This is a genomic window from Kribbella kalugense (assembly GCF_004365875.1).
GTDB lineage: Bacteria > Actinomycetota > Actinomycetes > Propionibacteriales > Kribbellaceae > Kribbella > Kribbella kalugense.
This window is the reverse complement of sequence record NZ_SODF01000002.1, coordinates 730,848-754,640: the sequence shown is the minus strand read 5'-3', so window position 1 is coordinate 754,640 and position 23,793 is coordinate 730,848. Positions and strand designations below refer to the sequence as shown.

Here is a 23,793-nt window from a genome sequence, read left to right as displayed (position 1 = left end):
TGAGCGAATAGTTCTTCTTTCAACGAAAAGTAGGCTAGCCGATGCCGAGTGACGCGTCTACAGGCACGTTTCTGCAAGGCCTGGAGCGAGGGCTCGCGGTGATCCGCGCGTTCTCAGCCGACGCGCCCGCCCTGACGCTGAGCGAGGTGGCGCGAGCCGTCCAGATCACGCCCGCGACCGCCCGCCGAATCCTGCTCACGCTGGAAGAGCTGGGCTACGTACGCAGCGACAGCCGCCGCTTCTCACTCACCCCACGCGTGCTCGCCCTCGGCTGGGCGTACCTGTCCTCACTGGACCTCGGCGAACTCGCCGGCCCGTTCATGGAAGAGCTGAGCGCCAAGACCCGCGAGTCCTGCTCGATCGCAACCCTCGACCTCCCCGACATCGTGTACGTCGCCCGCGTGCCGACCAGCCGGATCATGACCGTCGCCCTCGGGGTCGGTGCCCGTCTTCCGGCGTACCCGACGTCCATGGGCCGAGTCCTCCTCGCCGGGCTGCCGGACGACGAGCTCACGTCGTACCTCGACACCCTGCAGGCCGAACCGCTCACCGACCGCGCAATCACCTCCGTCGACGGCCTCCGCGTCACCATCACCCGAGCCCGCGCCGACGGGTACGCCCTCGTCGACCAGGAACTCGAACTCGGCCTCCGCTCGATCGCCGCCCCTATCCACAATTCCCGCGGCCGCGTCATCGCTGCGCTGAACGTCTCCGCCCACGCCTCCCGCTCGACGCCAACCTCCCTCCGCACCGACGTCCTGCCCCACCTCCGAGCCGCCGCCGCCCAGATCACCACCGCCCTCACCCACCGCGGCCACCTCTGACGCGCTGGTGCCCGGACTGGACTGACGGCGAATCCGGAAGGGGGGTGTCCGGAATGGGCTCTAGCATCTGGTTATGGACCAGGAGTTCATCGGCGAAATCATCGAGTGGCGCGGTCCGGCGCCGTACTACTTCGTGCCTGTGCCCGAGCAGGAAAGCGACGCGCTGCGGGCCGCAGCCTCGGCCGCCAACTACGGGTGGGGGTTGGTGCCGATCCACGCTCGGATGGGCAGTGTCGAGTGGAAGACGTCGCTGTGGCCGAAGGACGGCGAGTACCTGCTGCCGTTGAAGGACGCAGTACGGAAGCCGGCAGGACTGGATGCGGGTGACACGGTCGAGGTCCGGCTCACCTTTGAGGCGGCGCGTCGCAAGCAGAAGCAGCCTGCAACCCAACGGGTGCGTGCTCCTCGTCCGTTGGGCTCGCGGGAGCCGGTGACCGCGGAGCAGTTGGTGATCGTTCCGGCTAACGAGGCGGCTTGGGAGGACCTGCGGGCGGTCTTCGGCGCGTCCAGCGATCCCTCACGCTGCTCGTGTCAGCGGTTCCGGATGCTGCCCAAGGAGTCGTGGGATTCTGAAGGTCCCGAGGAGCTCGCCGCCCGGCTTCGCGACCAGACCTCCTGCGGAAATCCGAAGGCGCCGACTACGAGCGGCCTGGTCGCGTACCTCGATGGCGAGCCCGTCGGCTGGTGCGCCGTCGCGCCACGGGCGGACCATCCGAGGTTGCTCCGCGACTTCCGCGTCCCGTGGCTGGGCCGCGACGAGGACAGGACCGACGCCACCGTCTGGGCCGTGACCTGCTTCGTCACCCGCGCCGGCTACCGCCGCCGAGGAATCGGCCGCGCACTCGCCTCTGCCACCGTAGCTTTCGCCCGAGACCGCGGCGCCCGCGCCGTCGAGGGCTACCCCGACCTGGTCGACGGCGGCTCCGTCGGCACCCTCGCCATGTTCACCGAAGCCGGCTACACCGAGGTAAACCGCCCCGGTAAACGTCGAGCAGTCATGCGCATCGACTTCTAAGCCTGCCGATCCACCGCAAGCGAATCTCGCGATCAGGTGTTCAGTTGGTTGAGGATTTGTAGGTAGTGGGGGTTGGTCATGATGCCGATGAGGTTGCCGAAGGGGTCTACGACGGACGCTGTGCGGAAGCCGGTGTTGTTGCCTCGTTCAACGATTTCCTCGTTGACTGTTGCTCCGAGCTCGATCAGGCGGGCGAGTGTTGTCTCTAGGTCGTCGACGTGCCAGTAGACGATCGCTCCCGCTGGGGTCGGCCCGACCTGGTGGTCGGCGAACCTGGCGTCGATGATCCCCAGCTCGCACTGGAAGTCCCCGAACCTGAACTCGACGTACGCCGGCTCATCCGCACTCGGCATGGCGTAGTACGCCTCGACTCCCAGGAACTCCTCGTACCAACTCCGCGCCGCCTTCACATCCGCGGCGTAGAAGCTGACGGTGGCGATTCCTCGCATCATCTCGGTGGTCCTTCCGTGGGTGCTTGGCGGTTCGATGACGGGGATGCATGCCGCCGCGCGGCTCCCAGCCCATCGGTACGTAGGCGGCCGTGGAGGTGCCAGTCATGCCAGCCGTCGGCGTGCTTGATCGCCTGCCGCAGTGTGCCCTCGGGCCTGTAGCCGGTGCTTGAGGCGACCCGGCAGGACGCGGTGTTGGCGGTGGAGTGCTGGATGTTCAGGCGGTTGAACCCGATCACCTCGAAAGCCCAAGCAGACAAGGCCTCCACCGACTTCGTGGCGATGGCGCGTCCCCGGGCTGCAGGAATCACCCAATAGGACAGGCTGGCTGACGCCTCGGCGAGGGAGATGTTGCGCAGCCCGACCTGACCTATGGGCTGATCGTCGCTATCGACAACCGCCCAACTGGCGGCTGTCTCGGCGTCCCAGCGGTTGGCCCACTGCCCGACCCACTCACCTGCCTCCTGGTGAGAGTCAAGCCGTCGGACGTGCCAACGCTGGATGTCGGGACAGCCGAATGCGGCAAGCACCGTCCCAGCATCGCCCTGCTGCCATGGCCGCAGTACCAATCCGCCGCTCGTCGTCAGACGCGGCTGCCCAGCGCCGCGCAGTGTTCCCTCGGGCAGGGCCGGATCAACGAGCAGAGGCACGTCGCAATGCTATTGCGACCAACCGGGCCTGGGGTCAGTCGGTTTGGGTTACTTTGCGGAGGCCTCGGGGTGCGTCGGGGTCCAGGCCGAGTTTGCGGGCGAGGAGTTCGATGGCTCGTTGGGCGGGGATGACGAGGGCCAGGGGGGCCAGGGTCTCGGGGAGGTCCGGGCCGGCCAGGTTCACGTCGCAGCGGGAGGCGAACGTCGGGTCGCCGCCGATGCCGAGGATCTTGCTGCCCTTGTCGCGGACGATGCCGGCCAGCTCCGTCATGCCAGGCAGGGCCGGGCCGTCGGCCGCCGCGACCAGGATCGTCACCAGGTCGGCGTCGACGACCGCGATCGGGCCGTGCTTCAGGTCGGCGTACGAGAGTCCGCGGACCGGCTGGAGGCAGGTCTCCTCGAGCTTCAGCGCGACCTCGAGGGTCGTGCCGAACGTCAGCCCGCGACCGCTCGCGAGGACGTCGTGCGCGCCGACCAGCAGGTCGGCAGCGGCCTCGACCGATCCGGACAGCATCTTCGCCGCCGCGTCCGACACCCGCGCGATGTCTGCGTCGAGCGTCCCCGGCCGCTGTGCAAGTGCGTCCACGGCGACCGTGATCGCGGCCAGCTGGGTCGTGTAGGTCTTGGTGGCCGGTACGGCGAGCTCCTTGCCGGCCTGGGTGATCAGGGCGACGTCGGCGGTCGACGCCAGCGGGCTGTCGCCGTCGTTCGTGATGCCGACGACCGCGGCGCCGTTCCGCTTCGCCCACTCGGCCGTTTCGATGATCTCCTGGGTCGCACCCGACTGGCTGACCGCGACGACCAGCGAGTTCGACAGGTCGAGGTTGGCGCCGTACAGCGTGGCCACCGAGGGAGCGGCCAGCGAGGCCTGCCGGCCGGCGTGGATCTCGGTCAGGTAGCGGCCGTAGACCCCGGCGTTGTCGGACGATCCGCGGGCCACGAAGATCACGTTCCGCCGCCCGGCCGCGAGCCGGGTGATGTCGTGCCGCAGCGGCAGCACGTGCTCGAACGTCGCCGCGAGTGCGGCTGGCTGCTCGGCAATCTCGCGCGCCATCTGGGTTTCCGAGGCGGGGACAGACACCACTGGGATCACTGGTCCTATCTGGTCTTAACAGGTATGCTGCGCACGATAGCAGTGAGCGGCGTCCCGGGGCACCCCCGAGACTCGCCGAGGTCTGGAGGATCGAGATTCCATGGTGGCGACCAAGCGGGCCCAGGTCCGATCGGTGCTGGAACGGCTGATCGATGTCGAGCTGCATCCCGGCGACCCGATCCCTTCCGAACGCGCCCTGGTGGACAAGCTGAACGTCTCCCGGGTGACCGTCCGGCAGGCGATCAGCGACCTGGTCGAATCCGGCGCTCTGGAGCGGGTGCACGGCAAGGGGACGTTCGTCACCGGTCCCCAGGTCGACTCGCAACTGCACCTCACCTCGTTCTCCCGGGAGATGCGGGCCCGCGGGCTCGAGCCCGGGACCGTGGTCCTGTCGGCCAGCGAGATCGAGGCCTCCGACGAGACCGCCAAGGGCCTGCGCGTTGCCAAGGGCACCAAGGTGATCCGGGTGGAGCGGCTCCGCACCGCCGACGCGTCGCCGATGGCCTACGAGGTCGGCTACTACCCGTCCGCGCTCTTCCCCGGCCTGCTCGGCCGCGAGCTCGGCACTCTGTACGACGTCTTTGCCAGTGAGTACGACGTCGTCGTCACCTCCGGTGAGCAGACCGTCCGGGCGGACAACGCCGACGGTCATGTCGCCCGGGTGCTCGGCGTGGCCAGGCGGGCACCCCTGCTGGTCCTCGAGCGCACCACCTTCGCCGGCCGCAAGGTCGTCGAGCTGTCCTGGTCGGCCTACCGCGCCGACCGCTACCGGCTGCACATGGCCCTGACTCCCCGCGGCCCGCGAACCGGGTCCGCCTGACCGTCCCCGGCCCTGCCTCCGACCCTGGAGGACATCCGGACGCAACGAACTGGATCGGTCCTGTTCATCAACTGGTCTGCATCCCTGCCGATCGCTCCCCGGCCACCGGGCCGGCTCGGTAGGCGGGCCGCCGGATACGACGAAGTACCGAGCGGCAATACTGGAGCCGAACCCACAAGAACTGTGTTGTGAGGAGTATCGCGAGACATGCCTATTGCAACCCCTGAGGTCTACGCCCAGATGCTGGACAAGGCCAAGCAGAACCGCTTCGCCTACCCGGCCATCAATGTCAGCTCCTCGCAGACGCTGAACGCGGCGATCCGCGGTTTCGCCGAGGCGGGCTCGGACGGCATCGTCCAGGTCTCCACCGGCGGAGCGGAGTACCTGTCCGGCCCGACCGTGAAGAACATGGTGTCCGGCGCGGTGGCGCTGGCGGCGTACGCGCACGAGGTCGCCAAGAACTACCCGGTGAACATCGCGCTGCACACCGACCACTGCCCGAAGGACAAGCTCGAGGGCTTCGTCCGGCCGCTGCTGCAGATCTCCGCCGAGCGCGTCGCGCGCGGCGAGAACCCGCTGTTCCAGTCGCACATGTGGGACGGCTCCGCGGTGCCGCTGACCGAGAACCTGGAGATCGCCAAGGAGCTGCTGGCCAAGACGGCCGCGGCGAAGATCGTCCTGGAGATCGAGGTCGGCGTCGTCGGTGGCGAGGAGGACGGCGTCGCCAACGAGATCAACGAGAAGCTCTACACGACCGTCGAGGACGGCCTGGCCACGGTCGAGGCGCTCGGCACCGGCGAGAACGGCCGCTACCTGACCGCGCTGACCTTCGGCAACGTGCACGGCGTCTACAAGCCGGGTGCGGTCAAGCTGCGGCCGGAGATCCTGGCCGAGATCCAGGAGCAGGTCGGCGCCAAGCTCGGCAAGGAGCGCCCGTTCGACCTGGTGTTCCACGGCGGCTCCGGCTCGACGCTGGAAGAGATCCGGGCCGCGGTCGACCACGGCGTGATCAAGATGAACGTCGACACCGACACGCAGTACGCGTTCACGCGGCCGGTGGCCGGCCACATGTTCGCCAACTACGACGGTGTGCTGAAGGTGGACGGCGAGGTCGGCAACAAGAAGGCCTACGACCCGCGCGCCTGGGGCAAGGCGGGCGAGGAAGGTATGGCGAAGCGCGTCGGCGAGGCCTGCGAGAACCTTCGCTCGACGGGTACGTCGCTGAACGCCTGAGATCATCTGGGTCCTCCTCGAAGAGAGTCTGCGAAGGGCTCACCGCCATCTGGCGGTGAGCCCTTCTCTCACATCCGGGCTCTGGCTAGGTCGAAGTGGCGGATGCCGGTACGGCGGGCTGCTCGGGTGAACGTGGTTCGGATGCGGTCGGCCACGGTCGGTGGATCGTCGAGGTCCGCCCAGGAGATCCAGCAGTGCTCGACGGGTTGCGGTCCGTCGGGATCGGCGGCCGTCAGTTCGGGGAACGGTTCTTCGACGGAGGGCTCGAATTCCTCGCACCAGAAGGGAAAACGCGGCTCGAACTCGACAACGGTGCGTTCGTCGGGGAACCACAGTCCTTCGGCGGGGACGTCGGGGTCCTCGGTTTCCAGCGGTGGTGATGGGGTCGGAGTCGGCAGTCCTGCTCGGGCGAGGATGAAGCGGAGGCGGGACTCGCCGACCGAGGCCGCGCCGGTGAGGTGGTCCAGGACCGTGAGTGCCCGCTTGTTGCCGTTGTCGAGCAGGGTGACTGCGCGTTTCAACGTGCGTCTGTTGACGAGTCCGGCGTACAGCGCGGCGTCGGCGAGCACGACCGCGGGCACGGTCGGCGCTGTGGCTGCCACCTCGGCGATCGCGCGGGCGGGCGAGGCCATCGGGAGCTTGTTCCACAGCTGCAGCCCGGGGCCGACTGGATCGCGGATGTGGCGATGGACGCCGCGTAGTCGTCCGGATCGTCCGTTGGAAGCCGTCACGTGGACTCGGCTCAGGTCGAGACCCCAGACAGGTAAGGCATGTAGAGCCGCGGCGGACTGATGACTGGCGTAGACATCAGGGCCGCTGTCGTGGAGGACGCGGTAGACCCTCCGCAGGTGCACGACCTCGTCGGTGACGAGCATCAGCGAGCGGTGGGCGGCATACGTCCCGCGCCGGATCCGGCGCCAGGAGCCGGTGTCCAGCAGGGTGTCGATGTCGGCGTCGGAGTAACCACAGGCACGCGCGTCGGCCCGGGTGAACACGCCACCCCGGATCGACGCCATCACAGCAAGTTGAGGATTCATGCCCTAGAACTTGCCGCGATCAGGCCCGTCTCAGAACAACTTTCTCAAACCTGTGGAGAACCGCCAACCTAAGCCGACCTCACATCCGATGACGAACCCAGATGTTCGCTTCGACGTAGGTCGCCCGGTCCTCGTCCAAGGAGCAGTCCACCAGCGACAGTGCGCCCGGCACCTCGACCGGGCCGGTGCGATCGAACGGGAGACCGGTCCACTCACGCCACTCGGCCAGGGAGCCGGCGACCACCCAGGAGGCCGGGGCGATACCGGCAACCAGTCCGCCGGCGCGAACGTGCGTCCGCAGCCAGGGATCGGCCGGGAGCCCGTCTGAGCGGGTCCGGCTCGCGTACTCACGCATCGGTGTGCCCGGCTCCAGGTGCTTGGCGGTCGGCCGGACAGGTGCGTACAGGTCGGCCAGGCCGAGCCGAGCAGTTGCGTCCCGGAGGGCGGTGAGGAGGAGGGCGGCTACGCCTTGGCCCTGCCAGGTCTGCGCGACGCTGATGTTCAGCGCGCAGGCGGCGGTTGCCGGAAGGCGTACGTCGCTGAAGGCCTGGACGACAGCCTGTTCCCAGCCGCCGGCGGGCAGCTCTGATCCGAAAGCGAGTTGAACGGCTTGGGCGTCGCCGACGATTGAGTCGCCCGCGGTGGCGATCAGGCAGGTTGCCGGGAAGGTCTCGGGGACCTGGGCGAAGTACGCCGCGGAGACGTGGTTGTGGCGCATGAACTCGGGCCAGTAGCCGACGTCGATGTCCGCGTGGGCGAGCTCAGGCCGATCAGCGACAGTTGTGATCTCGAGCCTGGAAACGGGCATAAAAAATGCTCGTCATCTTTCTATGACGAGCTCGGCGCGGGTTGGTACCCAGGGTTGCCAGAGGAGGGGCATGTTGGCCTCGCCGGGGGTGCGGTTGCCTTTCCGCTCATTGCAGGAGGCATGGGCGGCCACGGCATTGAGCCACTCGGTGCGGCCGCCCCTGGATCTGGGTTGGACGTGGTCCATCGTGTCCGCGTTGTCCAGGCCGCAGTACGCACACCGGAACTTGTCCCTACGCAGTACGCCGTGCTTGCTGTACTTCATCCGGCCGGCGGCGTAGCGCCAGTGGGTCACGACATACCGGACCAGGCGCAGAACGCGTGGAACCGGAAAAGGGCCGATGGTCCGCTCTCCGTGCGCCTCTTCGACCACTGCGACCTCGCGGACCAGCATCCGGATGGCGTGCTGGATCGACACGGTGTGCAGCGGCTCGTACGACGCGTTCAGGACTATGACGCTCATCCGGTGCCTCCTTCCGGCCGTAGCTGGGAACCACGGCGGTTGACGCAGGGTCTCAAGCATCCGTGGCCGCTGGGTGAACGGTCAACGGATTTCGCCAGACGGTCACGTGCCGGTACGGCTGCGTGATCGGCGAAGATGTGCTTATGGAATTGAACAATCTGCTCTCAGGTCCACCCGAGACACTACTACCGGTCGACCCGGCCGCGGCGGAACTCGCCGACGGGGTCCCCCCGGCCGAGGTCGCGGCCAAGCATCCGACGTCGTCGCTCGCCTGGGCCGTGCTGGCCGAGGGCGCGCTGGCGGACGCCCGGACGATCGAAGCGTACGCGTTCGCGCGGACCGGCTATCACCGTGCGCTCGACCTGCTCCGGCGGAACGGCTGGAAGGGCCACGGCCCGGTGCCGTGGGAGCACGAGCCGAACCGCGGGTTCCTTCGTGCGCTCGCGGCACTCGGCAAGGCCGCGGCGCTCATCGACGAGAAGGACGAGGCAGAGCGCTGTACGACGTTCCTTCGGGACTCGTCGCCGGCCGCCGCTGACGCCTTGAGCTGAAACCTGGTTGTCGGGTTGGTTGCTCGGCGGGATGATCCGTCGGGTGACCAGCCCTTATGCCCAGGACGGGTTCAGCGTCGGATTCGAGTGGGGGCCGGTCGGGGCCGGAGTCGTTGCCGGGGACATCGTGGCTGTGGTCGACGTGTTGTCGTTCACGACCGCGGTGACGGTCGCGGCCGACCTCGGCATCGAGGTCTATCCCTATCGATGGCGGGACGAGACAGCGGTCGCGTACGCCGACCGTCGGAATGCCAAGCTAGCCGTCGGGCGATCCGAGGCCGGGCCGGGTGACGTGAGCTTGTCGCCGGTGACGATCCGTCGGGCGCAGGGTGTCGCCAGACTCGTGCTGCCGTCGCCGAACGGGTCGACGATCGCCAAGGAACTCAGCGATGGCGGGGCGACGGTGATCGCGGTGTCGTTGCGTAATCGCCAGGCCGCCGCGGACTGGGTGAAGGCGCAGGGCGCCGGCCGCAGGGTCGTCGCGATCGCGGCAGGGGAGCGGTGGCACGACGGCTCGCTCCGGCCGGCCGTCGAGGACCTCTGGGGAGCCGGCGGGTTCCTGAGTGCGCTCGACCAGAACGATCTGTCCCCGGAGGCACGAGCAGCGGTGGCGGCGTACGACGCTGTGGCCGACGAGCTGCCCAACCTTCTGCACGAGTGCGCCAGCGGTCGCGAGCTCACGCAGTACGGCTATCCGGAGGATGTCGCGATCGCCGCGGAGGTGGACCAGAGCCGGAGCGTGCCGGTGCTCCGGGACGGTATGATGTTCGGGTCAACCTGAAGCAACGAAGGTTTCTGCCCGTTGACAGTGCCGGCAGGCGGCGAGCGTCCCCCCTTCCTATCGAAGGGAAACTTCCTGCCGAACATGGACGGTTCTAGGCGGACGGACAGACCGGCGAAGCAGGACGCCCACGGTCGAGTCCCCGCCCCTCCGGGCAGCGGAAGGTCTCACCGTGCCGGCACTCACCGGACGGATAGGCGCGCCCACTTACGCAGCAGTACTGCGGACTCCCGGCGCATGGAAGTTCTACCTGGCAGCGGTCCCGGCGAAGATCGGGATCGCGATGACCGGCCTCGGAATCGTCTGGCTGGTCCACGGAGCGACCGGCTCGTACGGCGCGGCCGGCAGCGTGACCGGTGGCTTCGCCGTCGCCGAAGCGGTCGCCGGACCACAGGTCGCCCGGCTCATCGACCGTTTCGGTCAGACCCGCATGTTGCCGGTCACCCTGCTCGCCCACGCCGTCGCCGTAGCCCTGCTGATCGGCCTGACCGTCAACAACGCACCACTCTGGTCGCTCGTCGTGGCTGGTGTCCTGGCTGGTGGATCACTCCCGCAGCTAGGCGCCCAGACAGCAGCGCGCTGGTCGCACGCACTCAACGGAACCCCACTGCTTTCCTCGGCTTTCGCACTCGAGTCGTTGAGCGTGGGCATCGCATTCATGGTCGGCCCGGGACTCGTGGGAACAGTCAGCTCCCTGGCCAACCCGGTAGCCGGATCGATACTCGCCACGAGTCTCCTGCTGACAGGCGGCTTCCTGGTCGCGATGCAACGCAGTACGGCGCCTCCGCAGGGAGCACCTGGTCAGCATGTGAGTCCCAAGAGCCTGCTGCACAAGCGGTTCGCCGGACTGGTCGGCACGAACGTCGGCATCGGACTGTTCTTCGGCAGCATGCAGGTGTCGGTCACCGCGTTCGCCGTCTCGAGAGGTACGCCGGGACTGGCCGGTCCGCTCTACAGCATCACCAGTCTGGTCAGTTTGTTCGCCGGAATCGCGTACGGCGCAAGGCGTTGGCGGACCGCCCCGCCAACCCAGTTCGTGGTCGTGCTGACGGGCCTCGCGTTGACCTGCGTGCCGTTGATCGCAATACAAACTCCGCTCGCCGCCGCCATCGCGTTGGCCCTACCTGGCTTGGCGATCGCACCCTTCCAGACGCTCTCGTCCGTGTTGGCCGAGTCGTCGGTGCAGCCCGCCGTACTGACGCAGGCCTTCACCTGGCTGAACTCGGGGAGCGCCGCCGGGATCGCCCTGGGCGCTGCGTTCGCAGGACGGGTCGTCGATGCGCACAGCGCGCAGTACGGCTTTGTTGTCGCGCTCATGGCTGCGACGGCAGCAGCTGCGATGGGTGTCGTGGTGAAGCTCAGCGGTAGGTGATCTGGCGTTCGGCCGAGGCTCTGGTCGCGTACTCGGCCGGGGTCAGCCCGATCTGTTGCTTGAACTCCTTCGAGAAATGCGCCTGGTCGAAGTAGCCGAGGGACGCGGACAGCTCCGCCAACTCGGCCACTTCGCCCTGGGCCAGCAGCTCAGCGCCGTCGTGCAGCCGGTAACGCCGCAGCACCCACTTCGGCCCGACACCGACGTACCGCCGGAACAGCCGCTGCAGAGTCCGGATCGGTACGCCGAAACGCTCGGTGATCTCGTCCACCCGCGCAATCGACCGATCGGCTGCCATCGTCGAGACGATCTCCCGCACCAGCTCGTACGACGGATCCGGCGGCGCGAGGTGGTCATGCAGGAACGCCTCGAACACAGCACGACGCCGTACGTCGGATTCGGCCGTGAACATCAGGTCCGCCAGCCGATCGCCGTCCGGGAAGACGTCGGTCAGCGGCAGCACCTCGTCGCAGAGCGAGCCGACGTCGATTCCGGTGATCGCGCCGAACCCGCCGGCCCAGAACTTCACCCCGAACGCCCGCCCGCGTCCGATCAGCTCACGCTCGAACTTCCGCGTGCAGACCCCGTTCACGAACGCGCCACCCGGCTGCTCGAACGTCACGTTGACCGAAGGGAACGGCAGCACCTCGGCCGTGTACGGCGCGTCCAGGTCCCACTCGACGATCCAGTACCACTCCACGAACCGCCCGGCCTCGGGTCCGGCCGCGAGCCGGCTCAACGAACGATGCCGGGCCTGCTCCCGCGGGTGCAGGATGCCCTTCTCGCTGTCGGCCGGCTGGGTCAAGGCGTGTCGCTTTCTTACAAGACCAGGAAGCCCCGAGCGAATTGACTAGGGGCATGACGACGAACACGGTAAACCCCATCCCCGACAGTTATCACTCGCTGACGCCGTACCTCGCCGTCTCGGACGGGCCGAAGGCGATCGAGTTCTACCAAGCGGTGTTCGGGGCGGAGGTGATCAGCCGGCAGGACATGCCCGACGGGCGGGTCGGTCAGGCGGAGCTGAAGATCGGGAACTCGATGCTGCAGCTGAGTGACGAGATGCCGCAGATCGGTCTGCGCGCGCCCAACGGCGAGTGGGTGCACTCCTCGCTGGTGCACTACGTGCCGGACGTGGACGCGACGTACGCGAAGGCGATCGAGGCCGGCGCACGGTCGGTGGAGGCGGTGCAGACCTTCATGACCGGCGACCGGTTCGGAACGGTCATCGACCCGTTCGGGCACCGCTGGGCGATCCTGACGAAGGTCGAGGACGTGTCCCCGGAGGAGGCGGACCGGCGGGTGAAGGAGTGGCTCGCGTCCAACCCGGAGGGGCTGGAGTAGCCCGGACAGAGGTCAGCGGCCCGCCGGAACCGTCCCCTGCGGCAGTTTCGGCGGGCCGCTGACTAAGAGTGTGCACGCGATCACGCTAAATGGCAACCCATCACTTGATGCAACAGAGACTTGAAACGGTCGCTTGAGGATTGTGGACAGGCCCGAAACGCTGACGCCCGGGTCCGGTAGGATCTGGTCGTAAGGGCCTGGATGCGTTACCGGATGAACGTCCGGTGAACGTCTCCGGGCTTCACCGTTTCCAGCGTCGGCAGCCACGCGGTGTGAGGTTGTCAGTCCGGCGCGTGAAGAGGAGGGCTGAGATGCCCGCAATCGTGCTCGTCGGCGCCCAGTGGGGCGATGAGGGCAAAGGCAAGGCGACCGATCTGCTCGGCAACACGGGCGAGGTCATCGACTACGTGGTCAAGTTCAACGGCGGCAACAACGCCGGCCACACGGTCGTGATCGGATCCGAGAAGTACGCGCTGCACCTGCTCCCGAGCGGCATCCTCACGCCGGGTGTGACCCCGGTGATCGGCAACGGCGTCGTGGTGGACCTCAACGTGCTGTTCGAGGAGCTCGACGCGCTGCAGGCCCGCGGGGTCGACACCTCGCGCCTCCTGATCAGCGCGAGCGCCCACGTCATCCCGCCGTACAACCGGACGCTGGACAAGGTCACCGAGCGGTTCCTCGGCAGCCGGAAGATCGGGACCACGGGCCGTGGCATCGGTCCGACGTACGCCGACAAGATGAACCGGATCGGCATCCGGATCCAGGACCTGTACGACGAGAAGATCCTCGAGCAGAAGGTGACCGGCGCGCTGGAGCAGAAGAACCAGCTGCTGGTGAAGGTGTACAACCGGCGTGCGGTCGAGATCCGCGAGGTCCTCGACGAGCTGCTCGGGTACGCCGACCGCCTCAAGCCGATGGTGGCCGACACGAGCCTCCTGCTGAACAAGGCACTCGACGAAGGCAAGACGGTCCTGATGGAGGCCGGCCAGGCGACGCTGCTGGACGTCGACCACGGGACGTATCCGTTCGTCACCTCCTCGAACGCGATCTCCGCGGGCGCCTGCACCGGCACCGGCATCCCGCCGACCCGGATCGACCGCGTGATGGCCGTGGTGAAGGCCTACACGACCCGCGTCGGTGAGGGTCCGTTCCCGACCGAGCTGCTGGACGCCGACGGCGAGTGGCTGCGTCAGCAGGGCTTCGAGTTCGGTACGACGACCGGCCGGCCGCGCCGGTGTGGTTGGTACGACTCGGTCATCGCCCGGTACGCCGCCCGCGTCAACGGCGTCTCCGACTTCGTCCTCACCAAGCTGGACACGTTGACCGGCCGCGAGAAGATCCCGGTCTGCGTCGCGTACGAGGTGAACGGCGTCCGGTACGAAGAGATGCCGATGACCCAGACCGACTTCCACCACGCGAGCCCGGTCTACGAGGAGTTCGACGGCTGGTCCAACGACATCACCGAGTGCCGGACGTTCGAGGACCTGCCGAAGGAGGCCCAGTCGTACGTCCGTGCAGTCGAGTCTCTTAGTGGCGCGCGGATCTCTGCCATCGGTGTAGGCCCCGAGCGCAGCCAGATCGTCCAGCTCTGAGGGCGCGTCCGGCCTCCCTGTCAGTCAGTTGCCGATGATGGGGAGGTCCCGGATGAACGGCGCGTTGCGAAGGTCGCCGAGGGTCGGGCGGTGGATGTTGGGCGTCTCGATCGGATTGCGTGCCCAGTCGGCGCCAGCGCCCTGCGTGGCCTTGTAGAACGTGACAGCGCCGATCGCCAGCAGAGCCACGGCGACGAGCGCGGATAGCCACTGTGCGCGGAAGGTGTTGCGAGCAGTGATGTGGGCACCTCGGCGCAGCGAGCTGCCGCCGGGGCCCCACCAGGCCGTGAAGAGTGCAGTCAGGGCGGCGCTGCCGAAGCCAACGGCTGACAGTGGCTGCCAAGTGAGGTCGTACGCCGTGGCGGCAACACCGGTGACGATGCCGCCGATAACAACCGCCATGATCAGCGGAAGGATCAGGCACGGCAGCGTGACCAGGAAAGCGGTCACGAGCTGCAGCGGGCTGGCAGCTGCCGCGACAACGCCGTCCGACTTCCCGGATCGACCGCGGACCTGACGGCGACGCATCAGCGCTGTGCTCGAACGGTCGACTGTTCGAGCCAGCACGAGCAGTACTACCGCGCTCGCTGTGCCGATGACCGGAGTCAGCGCGATCAGTCCGATCAGCGCGACCATGAAGCCGATGATCACCGCAGTACGCCGACCGGTCGGCGGAGCCTTGGCCGGCTGAGCAGGTTGCACCGGTGCGGGCTGGCTCGGCTGGCTCGGCTGCTGGTAGGGCACCGGCTGGTTCGAGTACGGCGATTGGTTCGGGTACGGCGCCTGGCCCGGGTAGGGACCCTGGTTCGGGTACGGCGCCGGTGGGCCGCTCTGGTACGGCAACGGCATCCCGGCCGGCGCAGCCGCGTTCGGAGCCGGACTGTAGGTCGCTGGGTGCACAGGTGCGACCGGCTTCTTCGCCGCCGCATCCCGGAGCCTGTCCCGGATCGGTGCGAACGCCGAGAGCGGCGGGATCACCGGCGGCACCAGCTGCGCTACTTCAGTTGGTGTCGGCCCCTCGGCCTCCGTCGGCATCAGCTTCGTGACCACCCGGGTCGGCGGTACAGCGGCCACGGTCGGCGTCTCGCGTGGCGGCAGTGCGTCGCGGCCCTCGGAGTACCGGCTGAGGCCGGCCATGATCTCTTCCTGCGTCGGACGATCGGCCTTGCCCGGCGACAACGCCGCAGCGAGCAGGGGCTTCAGCCGCGGGTCCAGTCCCTCCAGGTCGGCGTGACCGGAGTGCACCCGGGCCAGCACTGCCTCGAACGGTCCCTTGCCGAACGGCCGGCGTCCGGTCGCGGCGAACGCCACAGTGGCAGCCCAGCCCCACCAGTCCGCGGACTCCGACACCATCTCGCCCTCGATGAGCTCAGGAGCCAGGTAACCCGGCGTACCGATCACCAGACCGGTCTGGGTGAGTCGGAGGTCGTCGGCGGCCTGGGCGATGCCGAAGTCGATCATCACCGGCTTGCCGTTGAACATCATCACGTTGCCGGGCTTCAGGTCGCGGTGGATCACTCCGACCGCGTGGATCGCCTGCAGCGACTCAGCCAGGCACCCCGCCACCGGCAGCCACTTGCGCGGGGTCAGCGGGCCGCGCTCGTCCACGTGCTCGTCCAGCGGTCGGCCTGGGACGAACCGGGTCACCAGGTAAGGCCGGTCAGCCTCCAGGTCGTGGTCCAGGATGCCGGCCACACCGGGGTGGTCCACCTTCTGCAGTGTGGTCGCTTCGCGCTGCAACCGGGCCCGTGCGATCGGGTCGTCTGCCACGTGCGGCCGCAGTACCTTGAGCGCGACTTCCTGGCCTTCGGTCCCCTCGGCCAGGTAGACGACACCCATGCCGCCCTGCCCGAGCCGCCGGATCAACCGGTACGGCCCGACCCGCTCTTCTTCCACCTCCTCCGCATGGGTGGATGGCGGTCCCCCTGTTACTGACATGGCATCTACGGTACGTCGGCATCAGACCAAGCTGTCCCGATGACGTCAGAGGTAATCGTGCGAACTCTCCGCGTGGTCGAGGCTGAAGCCATGGAACAGAGAATGAAGGCCTACGCGATCGCCTACCTGCGCAACGTCCGGATGGGCGCCGGCATCGTCGAGTACCTCGAGCGGATCGACGAGACGCTGGCGCCGTACGACGGTCACTTCATCGTGCACGGCGCGAAGCCTGCGCAGATCGAGGGTGAGTGGGAGGGGGCGCCGATCGTGATCGAGTTCCCGGACTACGACCACCTGCGGGACTGGTACGAGTCGCCGGACTACCGCGAGATCCTGCCGCTGCGGACCGAGAACTCCGACGGTGTGGTGATCTTTGTCGAGGGCGTCGACCGCACGCACAAGGCCACCGACGTACTGGTCTAAAAGTGTTGGCCAGATCCTTGCGAATGGCGGCTTCGTGGCCACTGGTCCGTACCTGAGCGAGGCCGGTTGGGTGGGGGTATGCGAATCGAGATCCTGGTGTTCGACGGTGTGGACGAGATGGACGTGATGGGGCCGTTCGAGGTCTGGAGTCACGCGGCGCGACAGCCCGAGTTCGAGCTGGCCGTGGTGGGGCTGGACGGGCCGGCGGAGGTGACCGGTCTGCACGGGCTGCAGTTCAAGGCACCCGAGGGACTGGGGCAGCCGGATGCGTTGTTCGTCCCGGGCGGCGGGTGGATGAACCGCGCGGAGAAGGGTGCCTGGGCCGAAGCCCGTCGTGGGGTGATGACGGCCAGGATCGCCGAGCTGGCGCCCTCACTGCAGTGGATCGGCTCGGTGTGCACCGGCTCGATGCTGCTCGCTGAGGCCGGCCTGGTGAAAGGCCGGCCGGCGACGACGAACCGTGGTGCGTGGGCCGAGCTGGAGGCGTTCGGTGCCGAGCTGAAGACCAACCGGGTCGTCGATGACGGCACGCTGATCACCGCCGGCGGGATCACCAGCGGGATTGATCTCGCGCTGCATGTCGTCGAGCGCGAGCTCGGAGCGGACGTCGCCGACGGGATCGCGGGTGCGATGGAGTACACCCGCGATCGCGATGTCTACAGGTCAGCCGACTAGCTCGGGGTAGACGGCGCTCAGGTCACCCGAGACGCCGGCCTTGGCGCCGCGGGCGGTGTCGTCGGCCAGTACTTCGTACGCGCCGGACTCGATGCCGTCGAGGGCGTGCTTGGCGATGTCCTCGGGGCGCGACTTCGGTGCCGTGACCGCGGTCGTCATGTCGGTGTCGACGTACCCCATGTGCAGGCCGGTGACGCCGATGCCGCGGTTGACCAGTTCGACGCGGATCGCGTTGGTCTGCAGCCAGAACGCGGCCTTGGTCGCGGAGTACGCGCCGTGCCGGGCGACCCAGGACAGGGCCGAGTGGGCGTTCAGAATGTGGCCGCCGCCGTTGCGCTCGATGATCGGTACGAACGCCTTGGTGAGCTGGAGCGGGCCGAAGAAGTTCGCGTCGAAGACGGCGCGGACGTCCTCGAGCGAGCTGTCCAGGTAAGTGTCCGGCGAGCTGGAGCCGGCGTTGTTGATCAGGATCGTCACGTCCGGAGCGGCCGCCGCCAGGGCGTCGATCGAGGCCTGGTCGGTGATCTCCAGGGGCAGCGGGACGACGCGCGGGTCTGTACTCGGTCGAGGGCTGCGGGCGGTCGCATAGATCTTCGCCGCGCCACGGCTGAGCAGGTCGTCGACGATCGCCTTGCCGATCCCGCGCTGCCCGCCGGTGACCAGGACGACGGCGCCTTCGAGTGAGGTCATCTGAGAACTCCGATGCTAGAAACCGATCTGTTTCCATGACTGTAAACCGATCGGTTTCCGAATTCAAATCCAGCCGGTACCCTCGTTCCATGACCACCTCGGCGACACCCCGCGAGCGGCTGCTCGATGCCGCGGGCGAACTCTTCTACCGCGACGGCGTCAACATAGGAGTGGACGCGCTCTGCAAGGCGGCCGGGGTGTCGAAGAAGTCGATGTACCAGCTGTTCCGGTCCAAGGACGAGCTGATCGCGGAGAGCCTGGCCAGCCGCGGCCCGATGTACCAGGTGTTGCTGCACCCGGGCGCCGACGACGACCGGTCGCCGCGGGAGCGGATCCTCACCGTGTTCGAGCGCCAGGACGAGCTGGTTGCGTCGGGCAACTACCTCGGCTGCCCCTACGTGAGTACGGCGGTGGAGCTGAAGAACCCGGAGCATCCGGGGTCGGTGGTGGCGCGGCACTTCAAGCAGCAGCTCACCGACTTCTTCCACCGCGAGCTGGTGACGGCCGGCGCCGACGACCCGTCCACCCTGGCCATCCAGCTCACGATGATCTTCGACGGTGCCAGCGCGCGGTCGGTCGTCCGCGCCCAGCCCCTCGGCGGCATCGGCGCCGCCACCGCGTCAGTCCTCCTCGACGCGGCCGGCGTTCACACCGGCGAACTGGCGACCCAGGCGCGCTGAGCCCAGCGTTGGGCCCACCGGGAACTATGGTCGGCCAATGATCCCAGCGGAGTTTCATGACCTGCTGTCGTCGACGGCGGTCGCGATGGTGGGCACGATCGGCAAACGCGGCGAGCCGCAGGTGACGCCGCTGTGGTTCCTCTGGGACGGCGAGCGGGTGCGGATCAGCCTGGTCGACGGGCGGCAGAAGCTGCGGAACCTGCAGCGGAACCCGTTGATCTCGGTGGTGATCGTCGACCCGGCCCGGCCGACGTACTACGTCGAACTCCGGGGCCGGATCGACGACCTGGTGCCCGATCCGGAGCTGGCGCTGGAGCAGGCGGTGGCGCGGAAGTACACCGGCGACTGGAACGATGTCGAGCCGCCGGGTACGACGCGCTACACGACGAGCATCGTGGTCGAGCGCATCACCAGTCAGCTCGGTCACTAACTCGCGAGACCTGCCAGTTGTCGGCGTGCCGGGTGGTGACGCCGCCGGGGATGCCGTACGCGTGCTGCTCGGCCCACCCGCGGGTGTAGTTCAGGTACCGGACCACGCTGCGGGGGACGGCGGGGTGGTGACGGAGGGTAGTGCCGGGCCGGCCATGACTGCGGTTCCGACGGTCAGGAACTGGCGTCGTTTCATGGGACAGATCCTCACTTTGTTCCACTGAGCTGGGAAATTCTCCTGTTTTGTTCCGAAGTGAATTTTGTTCCTGCTGAGATGTTGACGCCCTCACCGTCCGTCGTCAAACTTTCGCAAAGACCCTGCGCTTGTGCCCTGTGCCGGCTGGCACTCGGCGCTTGCGGCGCCCAGGCACGCACCTCGCGGCACCGGAGCAAAGGCCACGATGAACCAACATCGAGGCCTTCGCTCCGGCACCGCGATGCACGCACCTGAACACCGCAATCACTCGAGTGACAGCCGGCACAGGGCACGTGGGGGAAGCGCAAGTGTCCACCGCCCCGAAGACAGGACACCGCCCATGAAGAAGAAACCTCTGGTGCTGGCTGCAGCTTGTGCTGCGCTGGTTGCCGGGACACTCAGCAGTCCAGCGATTGCCTCCACGAACGCACCGGCCGCCGTAGACGCGCCGGCCACGTTTACCCATCCCGGTGTTGGTGTGAGCCGGGCTCAGCTCGACTTCGTCAAGGCCAAGGTGCAGGCCGGCGCGCAGCCGTGGACCAACGCGTTCAACCAGGCGAAGAGCAGCTCGTACGCCTCGCTCTCCCGTACGCCGAAACCGCGAGCCGTGGTCGAATGCGGCCCGTACTCCGATCCGAACCTCGGCTGCACCGACGAGCGCGAGGACGCCATCGCGGCGTACACCGATGCCCTGCTCTGGTATCTGACCGGCAACACCGCCTACGCGCAGAAGTCGATCCAGCTGATGGATGCGTGGTCGGCGACGATCACGGACCACACCAACAGCAACGCGCCGCTGCAGACCGCGTGGTCCGCGTCCTCGTGGCCGAAGGCCGCCGAGATCATCAAGTACCTCTACGGGAACTGGCCGAATTCAGGCCGGTTCGCGACCATGCTGCGCAACGTGTACGTGCCGAAGATGATCAACGGCTCGAACTCCAACGGGAACTGGGAACTGAGCATGACCGAGGCCCTTCAGGGCATCGGTGTGTTCCTGGAGGACAAGACGATCTACGACAAGTCGATCGCGCTCTACCGGCTGCGGGTCCCGGCGTACGTGTACCTGGAGTCCGACGGCGCGCTGCCGAAGACGGTGCCGAGCCAGAACCTCAACACCCGCGACAAGATCGTCAGCTACTGGCAGGGCCAGGGGACGTTCGTGACAGGCTTGACTCAGGAGACCTGCCGCGACTTCACCCACACCGGCTACGGCATCTCGTCGATCTCACATGTGCTGGAAACGGCCCGGATCCAGGGCATCGACATGTACCCGGAGTTCGGTGAGCGACTTCGTCAGGCCCTCGGGTTCCAGTCCCGCTGGGAGCGCAATCTCGAGCCGGTCCCGTCGTGGCTCTGCGGCGGCTCGGTGAACCGCGGCCTCGGCCCGATCACCGAGGTCGGCTACAACGCGCTGCACACCCGCTTGGGGATCGCGATGGCGAACACCCAGGCCCTGACCGAGTCCAAGCGTCCGGCGGGTTCGAACAACCTGTTCGTCGCGTGGGAGACGCTGACCCACGCCGAGAACCCGTCCTAACTGACTTCCGGGAGGGCTGAAACCTCTGCCCTTCAGCTCTCCCGGATCTCGGGCGATACCCGCAATGCGCTCAGCGCGGCGACGAGTTCGGCCACGTGCTGTGGATCGCGCAATGACCGCTCGGTCAGAGCTTCGATCCTGCGGAGCCGGTAGCGGATCGTGTTGGCGTGACAGTGCAACTGCTCGGCGGTCCGGCCGGTTGAGCCGGCCTCGGCACACCAGGTGCGCAAGGTGCGGATCAACACGCTGCGCTCGTGTACGCCGAGCGCCAGCAGCCCGCCGAGTACTTCGGTGCTGATGCGCGAGGCCTCCGCCGGTGCGGCGCTGACCAGACTGGCCAGCGGACTGTCGTCGTACTGGACGGCGAACCCGGACCGATGGGTGAGGGTGGTCAAGGCGATCCGCGCCTGATGTACGGCTCGCGGAGTGTCGCGGAGGTGCTGGAAGAGCCCGCTCACGCCGATGTCGGTGGTGGCGCCACGCTCAAGATCGGCCAGTACTGCGGACTCTGTGAGGCCGGGCGTGAGTGACAGGAGGCCGGTCAGCGCATCCGGTTGCCATCTCCAGGCGGAGTGGACACCGTGCGTACGCAAGCGAGTCTCCAGGTCCTGCGCGGAAGGCGTCAGTACCACCAGGAACCGCCCACTGAGCGGCACCCCGATTGCTTCGCCGATCTCCCACAGGCTGGTCGTGTCGGTCACGGCTCCGTGGAACAGAGCGTCGAGGAGGGCAAGCCTGCGGTGCTCGAGTTGTACGGCGAGCTCCGTCGAGGACGCCCGGTAGGCGATCGCCAGCGCATCGGTGCACTCACCGGCCAGGCGCCACACCGTCGTCGCCGCGTCGACCAGGCTCTGATCGCTCGCGATGCCGGTGCTTCGGGCAGTTTCGACCAGGTCCTGCCACAGCAGTTCGAAGCCGATCCGGAAGGCGCGGAGTACTTCCGGGAGCGGTGCGTCTTGCTCGGCTCGTTCTCTTCCGGTGGCTCGTGCCGGCCCGAGGTCCAGTGGAACGGAGGCGCTGAGGCTGCGCAGTACGGGCACGAGGTTGTCGTGGATCGAGCGGCGTAGGTCGACCGCGCTGACGTCGCCCTCGGAGTAGAACGCGAGCTCGGAGTAGACCCGGCGGGACATCGCGTCGACGACGGCGTCCAACCGCTCGAGGACCTGGTACCCGAGCGCCGACAGCTCATCGCGGGCTTGCATGCTCCGGAGCCTATCTTCCCAGGTCAGACACGAGGAGTTGGTGCCGGAAACAATTCCGGGTCGTTGATTCCGCTGAGTCGCCACATTGTTTGTACGCCGGACCAGTTCGACGCTGCCACCAGGACTCTTCGGGAGGTGTGCCGATGCTGCTCAGATCGTTGGCGGCGATCATGCTCGCCGTACTGCCGCCGGGTGCGGCAGCCGGTGCGCCTCAGTTGACGTGCTCGGACGTCAGTACGCCGATCTCCGTCGCCGGTGTGCCGGACGGTGTCATTTACGGGCGCTACTGCCGGACCGCGGCGGGGACCGGCAAACCGCTGCAGATCCTTGTGCCTGGCGTCACCTACACCCACGCGTACTTCGACCTGCCGGGCTTCGACGGGCGCTATTCGTACGTGAAGTTCATGAACGACCGTGGCTACGACACCCTGGCGATCGATCGGCTCGGCATCGGCCGATCCACTCGGCCGGCGCTGGGGGTCGCGGTGAACGCGTACTCCAACGCCGACGCGTTGCACCAGGTCGTCGGCGCCGTCCGCGGTGGGAGTCTCGGCCGTGACTACAACCGGATCGTGCTGACCGGTCACTCCTACGGGACGTTCGTCTCCGATCTCACCTCGGCGACGTACCACGATGTCGACGGCGTGATCGGCACCGGCTGGTTCCAGCAACCCAGCGCGCTCGGGGTCGCTGGGCTGGTGTCGACCTTGTGGCCGGCCGCGGTCGATCCACGATTCCTCGGCCGAATCGTCGACCCGACCTATGTCACCACCCGGCCGGGAACGCGCGGATTCTTCTACCAGAGCAGCAATGCGGACCCGGCTGTGATCGCGGCGGACGATGCGCTCAAGGACACGGCCTCGCTGTCCGAGACGACGTACCTGGTGGAGGTCAACACCGGCCTCAGTACCCGGATCGGCGTACCGACGCTGCGGATCGTCGGTGCGAACGATCGCGTGATCTGCAATCCGTTGGCCTGTACCCAGGCCGGTCTGGAGCGGGCCGCGCCGGCGCTCTTCCCGGCCGGGGCCGAGGTCTACGTGCAACCGGGAGCCGGGCACGACGTCGCGCTCGAGTTGAACAACCAGTTGGGTTTCCAGCGTTCGCTCGCCTGGTTGGAGGAGCGGTTTTGAAGCGGGACCACAGCGGTGAGCTGGCTGGGCGGGTTGCGGTTGTGACCGGCAGCAGCCGTGGGATCGGGCGTGCGCTGGTGCTCGCGCTGGCAGCGGCCGGCGCGGACGTGGTGGTGAGTGGCAAGAGTGAGACCGAGGATCCACGGCTGCCCGGCACGATCCACTCGGTCGCCGAGGAGGTGCAGTCGCTCGGTGCGCGGGCGATCGCGGTCCGGACCGACGTACGCAGTGAGAGTCAGGTCGAGGCGTTGATCCAGCGCACCGTGGACGAGTTCGGCCGCGTCGACATCGTGGTCAGCAACGCGGGCGCGCTGTGGTGGGAACGCGTGATCGACACCCCACCGAAGCGGTACGACCTGATCTGGCAGGTGAACGTCCGCGCCGCCTACCTCGCGGCGTACTACGCGCTTCCGCACATGGTCCGGCAGGGCTGGGGCCACCTGCTCACGAACAGCCCCGCGATCACGACCGCGGCCTCGCCCGGAAAGGCGGCGTACATGACGACCAAGATGGGCATGAGCCGGCTCGCGCTCGGGATCGCGGCCGAGCATCTGGACGACAACGTGGCCGCCAACGCACTCTGGCCGGCCGCGCCGATCGACACCGCGGCCACCCGGAACTGGGGGAGCGCCAAGATGGGCGAGCCGACGCAGTGGCGGCGCCCGGAGATCTACGTCGACGCCGCGCTGGAGATCCTGACCAGCGAACCCCGGACGTGTACCGGGCGGATGGTCACCGACGAAGAGATCCTGACCGAGCGCGGCTGGTCGGCGGAGGATCTCGACGACTACTGGCTGACGGGCGATGCTCCGGCGGAGCCGCTCTGGATCGACGGGCGGACGTCATGATCCGGGAAGAG

General features: G+C 67.7%; 26 protein-coding genes. 16 read left to right on the top strand and 10 right to left on the bottom strand.

All coding sequences use genetic code 11. The annotated features are described in order from the left end of the window. Positions 1 to 41: 41 nt before the first annotated feature. On the top strand, positions 42 to 824 hold the full coding sequence (locus EV650_RS21260; RefSeq protein ID WP_134120790.1) for an IclR family transcriptional regulator domain-containing protein: 783 nt from the start codon (positions 42 to 44) through the stop codon (positions 822 to 824). Between the two features lie 73 nt (positions 825 to 897). Next, positions 898 to 1,839: a GNAT family N-acetyltransferase gene (locus EV650_RS40705; protein ID WP_202874793.1), complete on the top strand. Its 942-nt coding sequence runs from the start codon at positions 898 to 900 to the stop codon at positions 1,837 to 1,839. 32 nt (positions 1,840 to 1,871) lie between these two features. Here EV650_RS40705 and EV650_RS21245 read toward each other — a convergent pair whose 3' ends face one another. The 3 genes from EV650_RS21245 to EV650_RS21235 are packed head-to-tail and all read right to left on the bottom strand — an operon-like array spanning position 1,872 to position 3,992. Continuing rightward, complete coding sequence (locus tag EV650_RS21245; protein WP_134120789.1) at positions 1,872 to 2,291, bottom strand: VOC family protein; 420 nt, start codon at positions 2,289 to 2,291, stop codon at positions 1,872 to 1,874. After that, on the bottom strand, positions 2,288 to 2,938 hold the full coding sequence (locus EV650_RS21240; protein ID WP_134120788.1) for a GNAT family N-acetyltransferase: 651 nt from the start codon (positions 2,936 to 2,938) through the stop codon (positions 2,288 to 2,290). Before EV650_RS21240 ends, EV650_RS21245 begins: the two co-directional genes overlap by 4 nt. A gap of 34 nt (positions 2,939 to 2,972) precedes the next feature. Next, the gene (locus tag EV650_RS21235; protein WP_134120787.1) at positions 2,973 to 3,992 is read right to left on the bottom strand and encodes an SIS domain-containing protein; all 1,020 of its coding nucleotides are present in this window, start codon (positions 3,990 to 3,992) and stop codon (positions 2,973 to 2,975) included. 139 nt (positions 3,993 to 4,131) lie between these two features. Here EV650_RS21235 and EV650_RS21230 point away from each other — a divergent pair, with 139 nt between their 5' ends. Together EV650_RS21230 and fbaA are read left to right on the top strand one after the other, a co-directional pair. Then, on the top strand, positions 4,132 to 4,851 hold the full coding sequence (locus EV650_RS21230; RefSeq protein ID WP_130388014.1) for a GntR family transcriptional regulator: 720 nt from the start codon (positions 4,132 to 4,134) through the stop codon (positions 4,849 to 4,851). Positions 4,852 to 5,058: 207 nt separating this feature from the next. After that, positions 5,059 to 6,084, top strand: a complete 1,026-nt coding sequence (fbaA, locus tag EV650_RS21225) for a class II fructose-bisphosphate aldolase (RefSeq protein ID WP_134120786.1) — start codon at positions 5,059 to 5,061, stop codon at positions 6,082 to 6,084. Positions 6,085 to 6,152: 68 nt separating this feature from the next. Here the strand turns inward: fbaA and EV650_RS21220 are convergent, their stop codons facing one another. The 3 genes from EV650_RS21220 to EV650_RS21210 all read right to left on the bottom strand — a co-directional run bounded on the left by EV650_RS21220 (position 6,153) and on the right by EV650_RS21210 (position 8,391). Beyond that, a complete protein-coding gene (locus EV650_RS21220; RefSeq protein ID WP_238174356.1) occupies positions 6,153 to 7,121 on the bottom strand; it encodes a type IV toxin-antitoxin system AbiEi family antitoxin domain-containing protein in 969 nt (322 codons plus the stop codon). Positions 7,122 to 7,200: 79 nt separating this feature from the next. Further along, positions 7,201 to 7,929, bottom strand: coding sequence for a GNAT family N-acetyltransferase (locus EV650_RS21215; protein WP_134120785.1), 729 nt, complete (start codon positions 7,927 to 7,929; stop codon positions 7,201 to 7,203). Between the two features lie 12 nt (positions 7,930 to 7,941). Continuing rightward, complete coding sequence (locus tag EV650_RS21210; protein WP_134120784.1) at positions 7,942 to 8,391, bottom strand: HNH endonuclease; 450 nt, start codon at positions 8,389 to 8,391, stop codon at positions 7,942 to 7,944. A 143-nt stretch (positions 8,392 to 8,534) separates the two neighbouring features. Here EV650_RS21210 and EV650_RS21205 point away from each other — a divergent pair, with 143 nt between their 5' ends. From EV650_RS21205 to EV650_RS21195, 3 genes are all read left to right on the top strand, one after another. Continuing rightward, the gene (locus EV650_RS21205; protein ID WP_134120783.1) at positions 8,535 to 8,942 is read left to right on the top strand and encodes a DUF3151 domain-containing protein; all 408 of its coding nucleotides are present in this window, start codon (positions 8,535 to 8,537) and stop codon (positions 8,940 to 8,942) included. Positions 8,943 to 8,985: 43 nt separating this feature from the next. After that, positions 8,986 to 9,723: a 2-phosphosulfolactate phosphatase gene (locus tag EV650_RS21200; protein ID WP_134120782.1), complete on the top strand. Its 738-nt coding sequence runs from the start codon at positions 8,986 to 8,988 to the stop codon at positions 9,721 to 9,723. Between the two features lie 172 nt (positions 9,724 to 9,895). Then, on the top strand, positions 9,896 to 11,095 hold the full coding sequence (locus EV650_RS21195; protein ID WP_134120781.1) for an MFS transporter: 1,200 nt from the start codon (positions 9,896 to 9,898) through the stop codon (positions 11,093 to 11,095). On the opposite strand, the gene EV650_RS21190 is transcribed toward EV650_RS21195, so the two are convergent. Further along, on the bottom strand, positions 11,082 to 11,900 hold the full coding sequence (locus tag EV650_RS21190; RefSeq protein WP_134120780.1) for an AraC family transcriptional regulator: 819 nt from the start codon (positions 11,898 to 11,900) through the stop codon (positions 11,082 to 11,084). The genes EV650_RS21195 and EV650_RS21190 overlap by 14 nt on opposite strands. A 53-nt stretch (positions 11,901 to 11,953) precedes the next feature. Here EV650_RS21190 and EV650_RS21185 point away from each other — a divergent pair, with 53 nt between their 5' ends. Beyond that, positions 11,954 to 12,439 (top strand): VOC family protein, encoded by a 486-nt coding sequence (locus EV650_RS21185; protein ID WP_134120779.1) that lies wholly within the window; start codon positions 11,954 to 11,956, stop codon positions 12,437 to 12,439. A 311-nt stretch (positions 12,440 to 12,750) separates the two neighbouring features. Beyond that, positions 12,751 to 14,031: an adenylosuccinate synthase gene (locus tag EV650_RS21180; RefSeq protein ID WP_134120778.1), complete on the top strand. Its 1,281-nt coding sequence runs from the start codon at positions 12,751 to 12,753 to the stop codon at positions 14,029 to 14,031. 24 nt (positions 14,032 to 14,055) lie between these two features. Here EV650_RS21180 and EV650_RS21175 read toward each other — a convergent pair whose 3' ends face one another. Then, the gene (locus EV650_RS21175; protein WP_134120777.1) at positions 14,056 to 15,969 is read right to left on the bottom strand and encodes a serine/threonine-protein kinase; all 1,914 of its coding nucleotides are present in this window, start codon (positions 15,967 to 15,969) and stop codon (positions 14,056 to 14,058) included. A 90-nt stretch (positions 15,970 to 16,059) separates the two neighbouring features. On the opposite strand from EV650_RS21175, the gene EV650_RS21170 reads away from it, so the two are divergent. Both EV650_RS21170 and EV650_RS21165 read left to right on the top strand, forming a co-directional pair. Continuing rightward, positions 16,060 to 16,392, top strand: coding sequence for a DUF1330 domain-containing protein (locus EV650_RS21170; RefSeq protein WP_202874792.1), 333 nt, complete (start codon positions 16,060 to 16,062; stop codon positions 16,390 to 16,392). Between the two features lie 78 nt (positions 16,393 to 16,470). Next, the gene (locus EV650_RS21165; RefSeq protein ID WP_134120776.1) at positions 16,471 to 17,067 is read left to right on the top strand and encodes a DJ-1/PfpI family protein; all 597 of its coding nucleotides are present in this window, start codon (positions 16,471 to 16,473) and stop codon (positions 17,065 to 17,067) included. Here EV650_RS21165 and EV650_RS21160 read toward each other — a convergent pair. Further along, positions 17,056 to 17,757 (bottom strand): SDR family oxidoreductase, encoded by a 702-nt coding sequence (locus EV650_RS21160; RefSeq protein ID WP_134120775.1) that lies wholly within the window; start codon positions 17,755 to 17,757, stop codon positions 17,056 to 17,058. The genes EV650_RS21165 and EV650_RS21160 overlap by 12 nt on opposite strands. A gap of 89 nt (positions 17,758 to 17,846) precedes the next feature. On the opposite strand from EV650_RS21160, the gene EV650_RS21155 reads away from it, so the two are divergent. From EV650_RS21155 to EV650_RS21140, 3 genes are all read left to right on the top strand, one after another. Beyond that, entirely contained in the window at positions 17,847 to 18,437 is a 591-nt protein-coding gene (locus EV650_RS21155; protein WP_134120774.1) for a TetR/AcrR family transcriptional regulator, read from the top strand. Positions 18,438 to 18,474: 37 nt separating this feature from the next. Continuing rightward, on the top strand, positions 18,475 to 18,867 hold the full coding sequence (locus EV650_RS21150; RefSeq protein ID WP_134120773.1) for a PPOX class F420-dependent oxidoreductase: 393 nt from the start codon (positions 18,475 to 18,477) through the stop codon (positions 18,865 to 18,867). Between the two features lie 535 nt (positions 18,868 to 19,402). Continuing rightward, positions 19,403 to 20,599: an alginate lyase family protein gene (locus tag EV650_RS21140; protein ID WP_134120771.1), complete on the top strand. Its 1,197-nt coding sequence runs from the start codon at positions 19,403 to 19,405 to the stop codon at positions 20,597 to 20,599. Between the two features lie 32 nt (positions 20,600 to 20,631). On the opposite strand, the gene EV650_RS21135 is transcribed toward EV650_RS21140, so the two are convergent. Next, positions 20,632 to 21,801, bottom strand: coding sequence for a PucR family transcriptional regulator (locus EV650_RS21135; RefSeq protein WP_134120770.1), 1,170 nt, complete (start codon positions 21,799 to 21,801; stop codon positions 20,632 to 20,634). A gap of 143 nt (positions 21,802 to 21,944) precedes the next feature. Here EV650_RS21135 and EV650_RS21130 point away from each other — a divergent pair, with 143 nt between their 5' ends. Continuing rightward, positions 21,945 to 22,934 (top strand): alpha/beta hydrolase, encoded by a 990-nt coding sequence (locus EV650_RS21130; protein ID WP_134120769.1) that lies wholly within the window; start codon positions 21,945 to 21,947, stop codon positions 22,932 to 22,934. Beyond that, complete coding sequence (locus tag EV650_RS21125) at positions 22,931 to 23,782, top strand: SDR family oxidoreductase (protein ID WP_166678229.1); 852 nt, start codon at positions 22,931 to 22,933, stop codon at positions 23,780 to 23,782. The genes EV650_RS21130 and EV650_RS21125 overlap by 4 nt, the downstream gene beginning before the upstream one ends. Positions 23,783 to 23,793 lie beyond the last annotated feature (11 nt).

Excerpts from the sequence above, each read along its gene's own strand:
- EV650_RS21165 (WP_134120776.1), top strand. The coding sequence starts at position 16,471 with ATGCGAATCGAGATCCTGGTGTTCGACGGTGTGGACGAGATGGACGTG.
- EV650_RS21180 (WP_134120778.1), top strand. The coding sequence starts at position 12,751 with ATGCCCGCAATCGTGCTCGTCGGCGCCCAGTGGGGCGATGAGGGCAAA.
- EV650_RS21205 (WP_134120783.1), top strand. The coding sequence starts at position 8,535 with ATGGAATTGAACAATCTGCTCTCAGGTCCACCCGAGACACTACTACCG.
- EV650_RS21210 (WP_134120784.1), bottom strand. The coding sequence starts at position 8,391 with ATGAGCGTCATAGTCCTGAACGCGTCGTACGAGCCGCTGCACACCGTG.
- EV650_RS21160 (WP_134120775.1), bottom strand. The coding sequence starts at position 17,757 with ATGACCTCACTCGAAGGCGCCGTCGTCCTGGTCACCGGCGGGCAGCGC.
- EV650_RS21170 (WP_202874792.1), top strand. The coding sequence starts at position 16,060 with ATGGAACAGAGAATGAAGGCCTACGCGATCGCCTACCTGCGCAACGTC.
- EV650_RS21175 (WP_134120777.1), bottom strand. The coding sequence starts at position 15,969 with ATGTCAGTAACAGGGGGACCGCCATCCACCCATGCGGAGGAGGTGGAA.
- EV650_RS21230 (WP_130388014.1), top strand. The coding sequence starts at position 4,132 with ATGGTGGCGACCAAGCGGGCCCAGGTCCGATCGGTGCTGGAACGGCTG.
- EV650_RS21260 (WP_134120790.1), top strand. The coding sequence starts at position 42 with ATGCCGAGTGACGCGTCTACAGGCACGTTTCTGCAAGGCCTGGAGCGA.
- EV650_RS21235 (WP_134120787.1), bottom strand. The coding sequence starts at position 3,992 with ATGGCGCGCGAGATTGCCGAGCAGCCAGCCGCACTCGCGGCGACGTTC.
- EV650_RS21155 (WP_134120774.1), top strand. The coding sequence starts at position 17,847 with ATGACCACCTCGGCGACACCCCGCGAGCGGCTGCTCGATGCCGCGGGC.
- EV650_RS21130 (WP_134120769.1), top strand. The coding sequence starts at position 21,945 with ATGCTGCTCAGATCGTTGGCGGCGATCATGCTCGCCGTACTGCCGCCG.
- EV650_RS21215 (WP_134120785.1), bottom strand. The coding sequence starts at position 7,929 with ATGCCCGTTTCCAGGCTCGAGATCACAACTGTCGCTGATCGGCCTGAG.
- EV650_RS40705 (WP_202874793.1), top strand. The coding sequence starts at position 898 with ATGGACCAGGAGTTCATCGGCGAAATCATCGAGTGGCGCGGTCCGGCG.
- EV650_RS21220 (WP_238174356.1), bottom strand. The coding sequence starts at position 7,121 with ATGAATCCTCAACTTGCTGTGATGGCGTCGATCCGGGGTGGCGTGTTC.
- EV650_RS21245 (WP_134120789.1), bottom strand. The coding sequence starts at position 2,291 with ATGATGCGAGGAATCGCCACCGTCAGCTTCTACGCCGCGGATGTGAAG.
- EV650_RS21150 (WP_134120773.1), top strand. The coding sequence starts at position 18,475 with ATGATCCCAGCGGAGTTTCATGACCTGCTGTCGTCGACGGCGGTCGCG.
- EV650_RS21140 (WP_134120771.1), top strand. The coding sequence starts at position 19,403 with ATGAAGAAGAAACCTCTGGTGCTGGCTGCAGCTTGTGCTGCGCTGGTT.
- fbaA (WP_134120786.1), top strand. The coding sequence starts at position 5,059 with ATGCCTATTGCAACCCCTGAGGTCTACGCCCAGATGCTGGACAAGGCC.
- EV650_RS21135 (WP_134120770.1), bottom strand. The coding sequence starts at position 21,801 with ATGCAAGCCCGCGATGAGCTGTCGGCGCTCGGGTACCAGGTCCTCGAG.
- EV650_RS21185 (WP_134120779.1), top strand. The coding sequence starts at position 11,954 with ATGACGACGAACACGGTAAACCCCATCCCCGACAGTTATCACTCGCTG.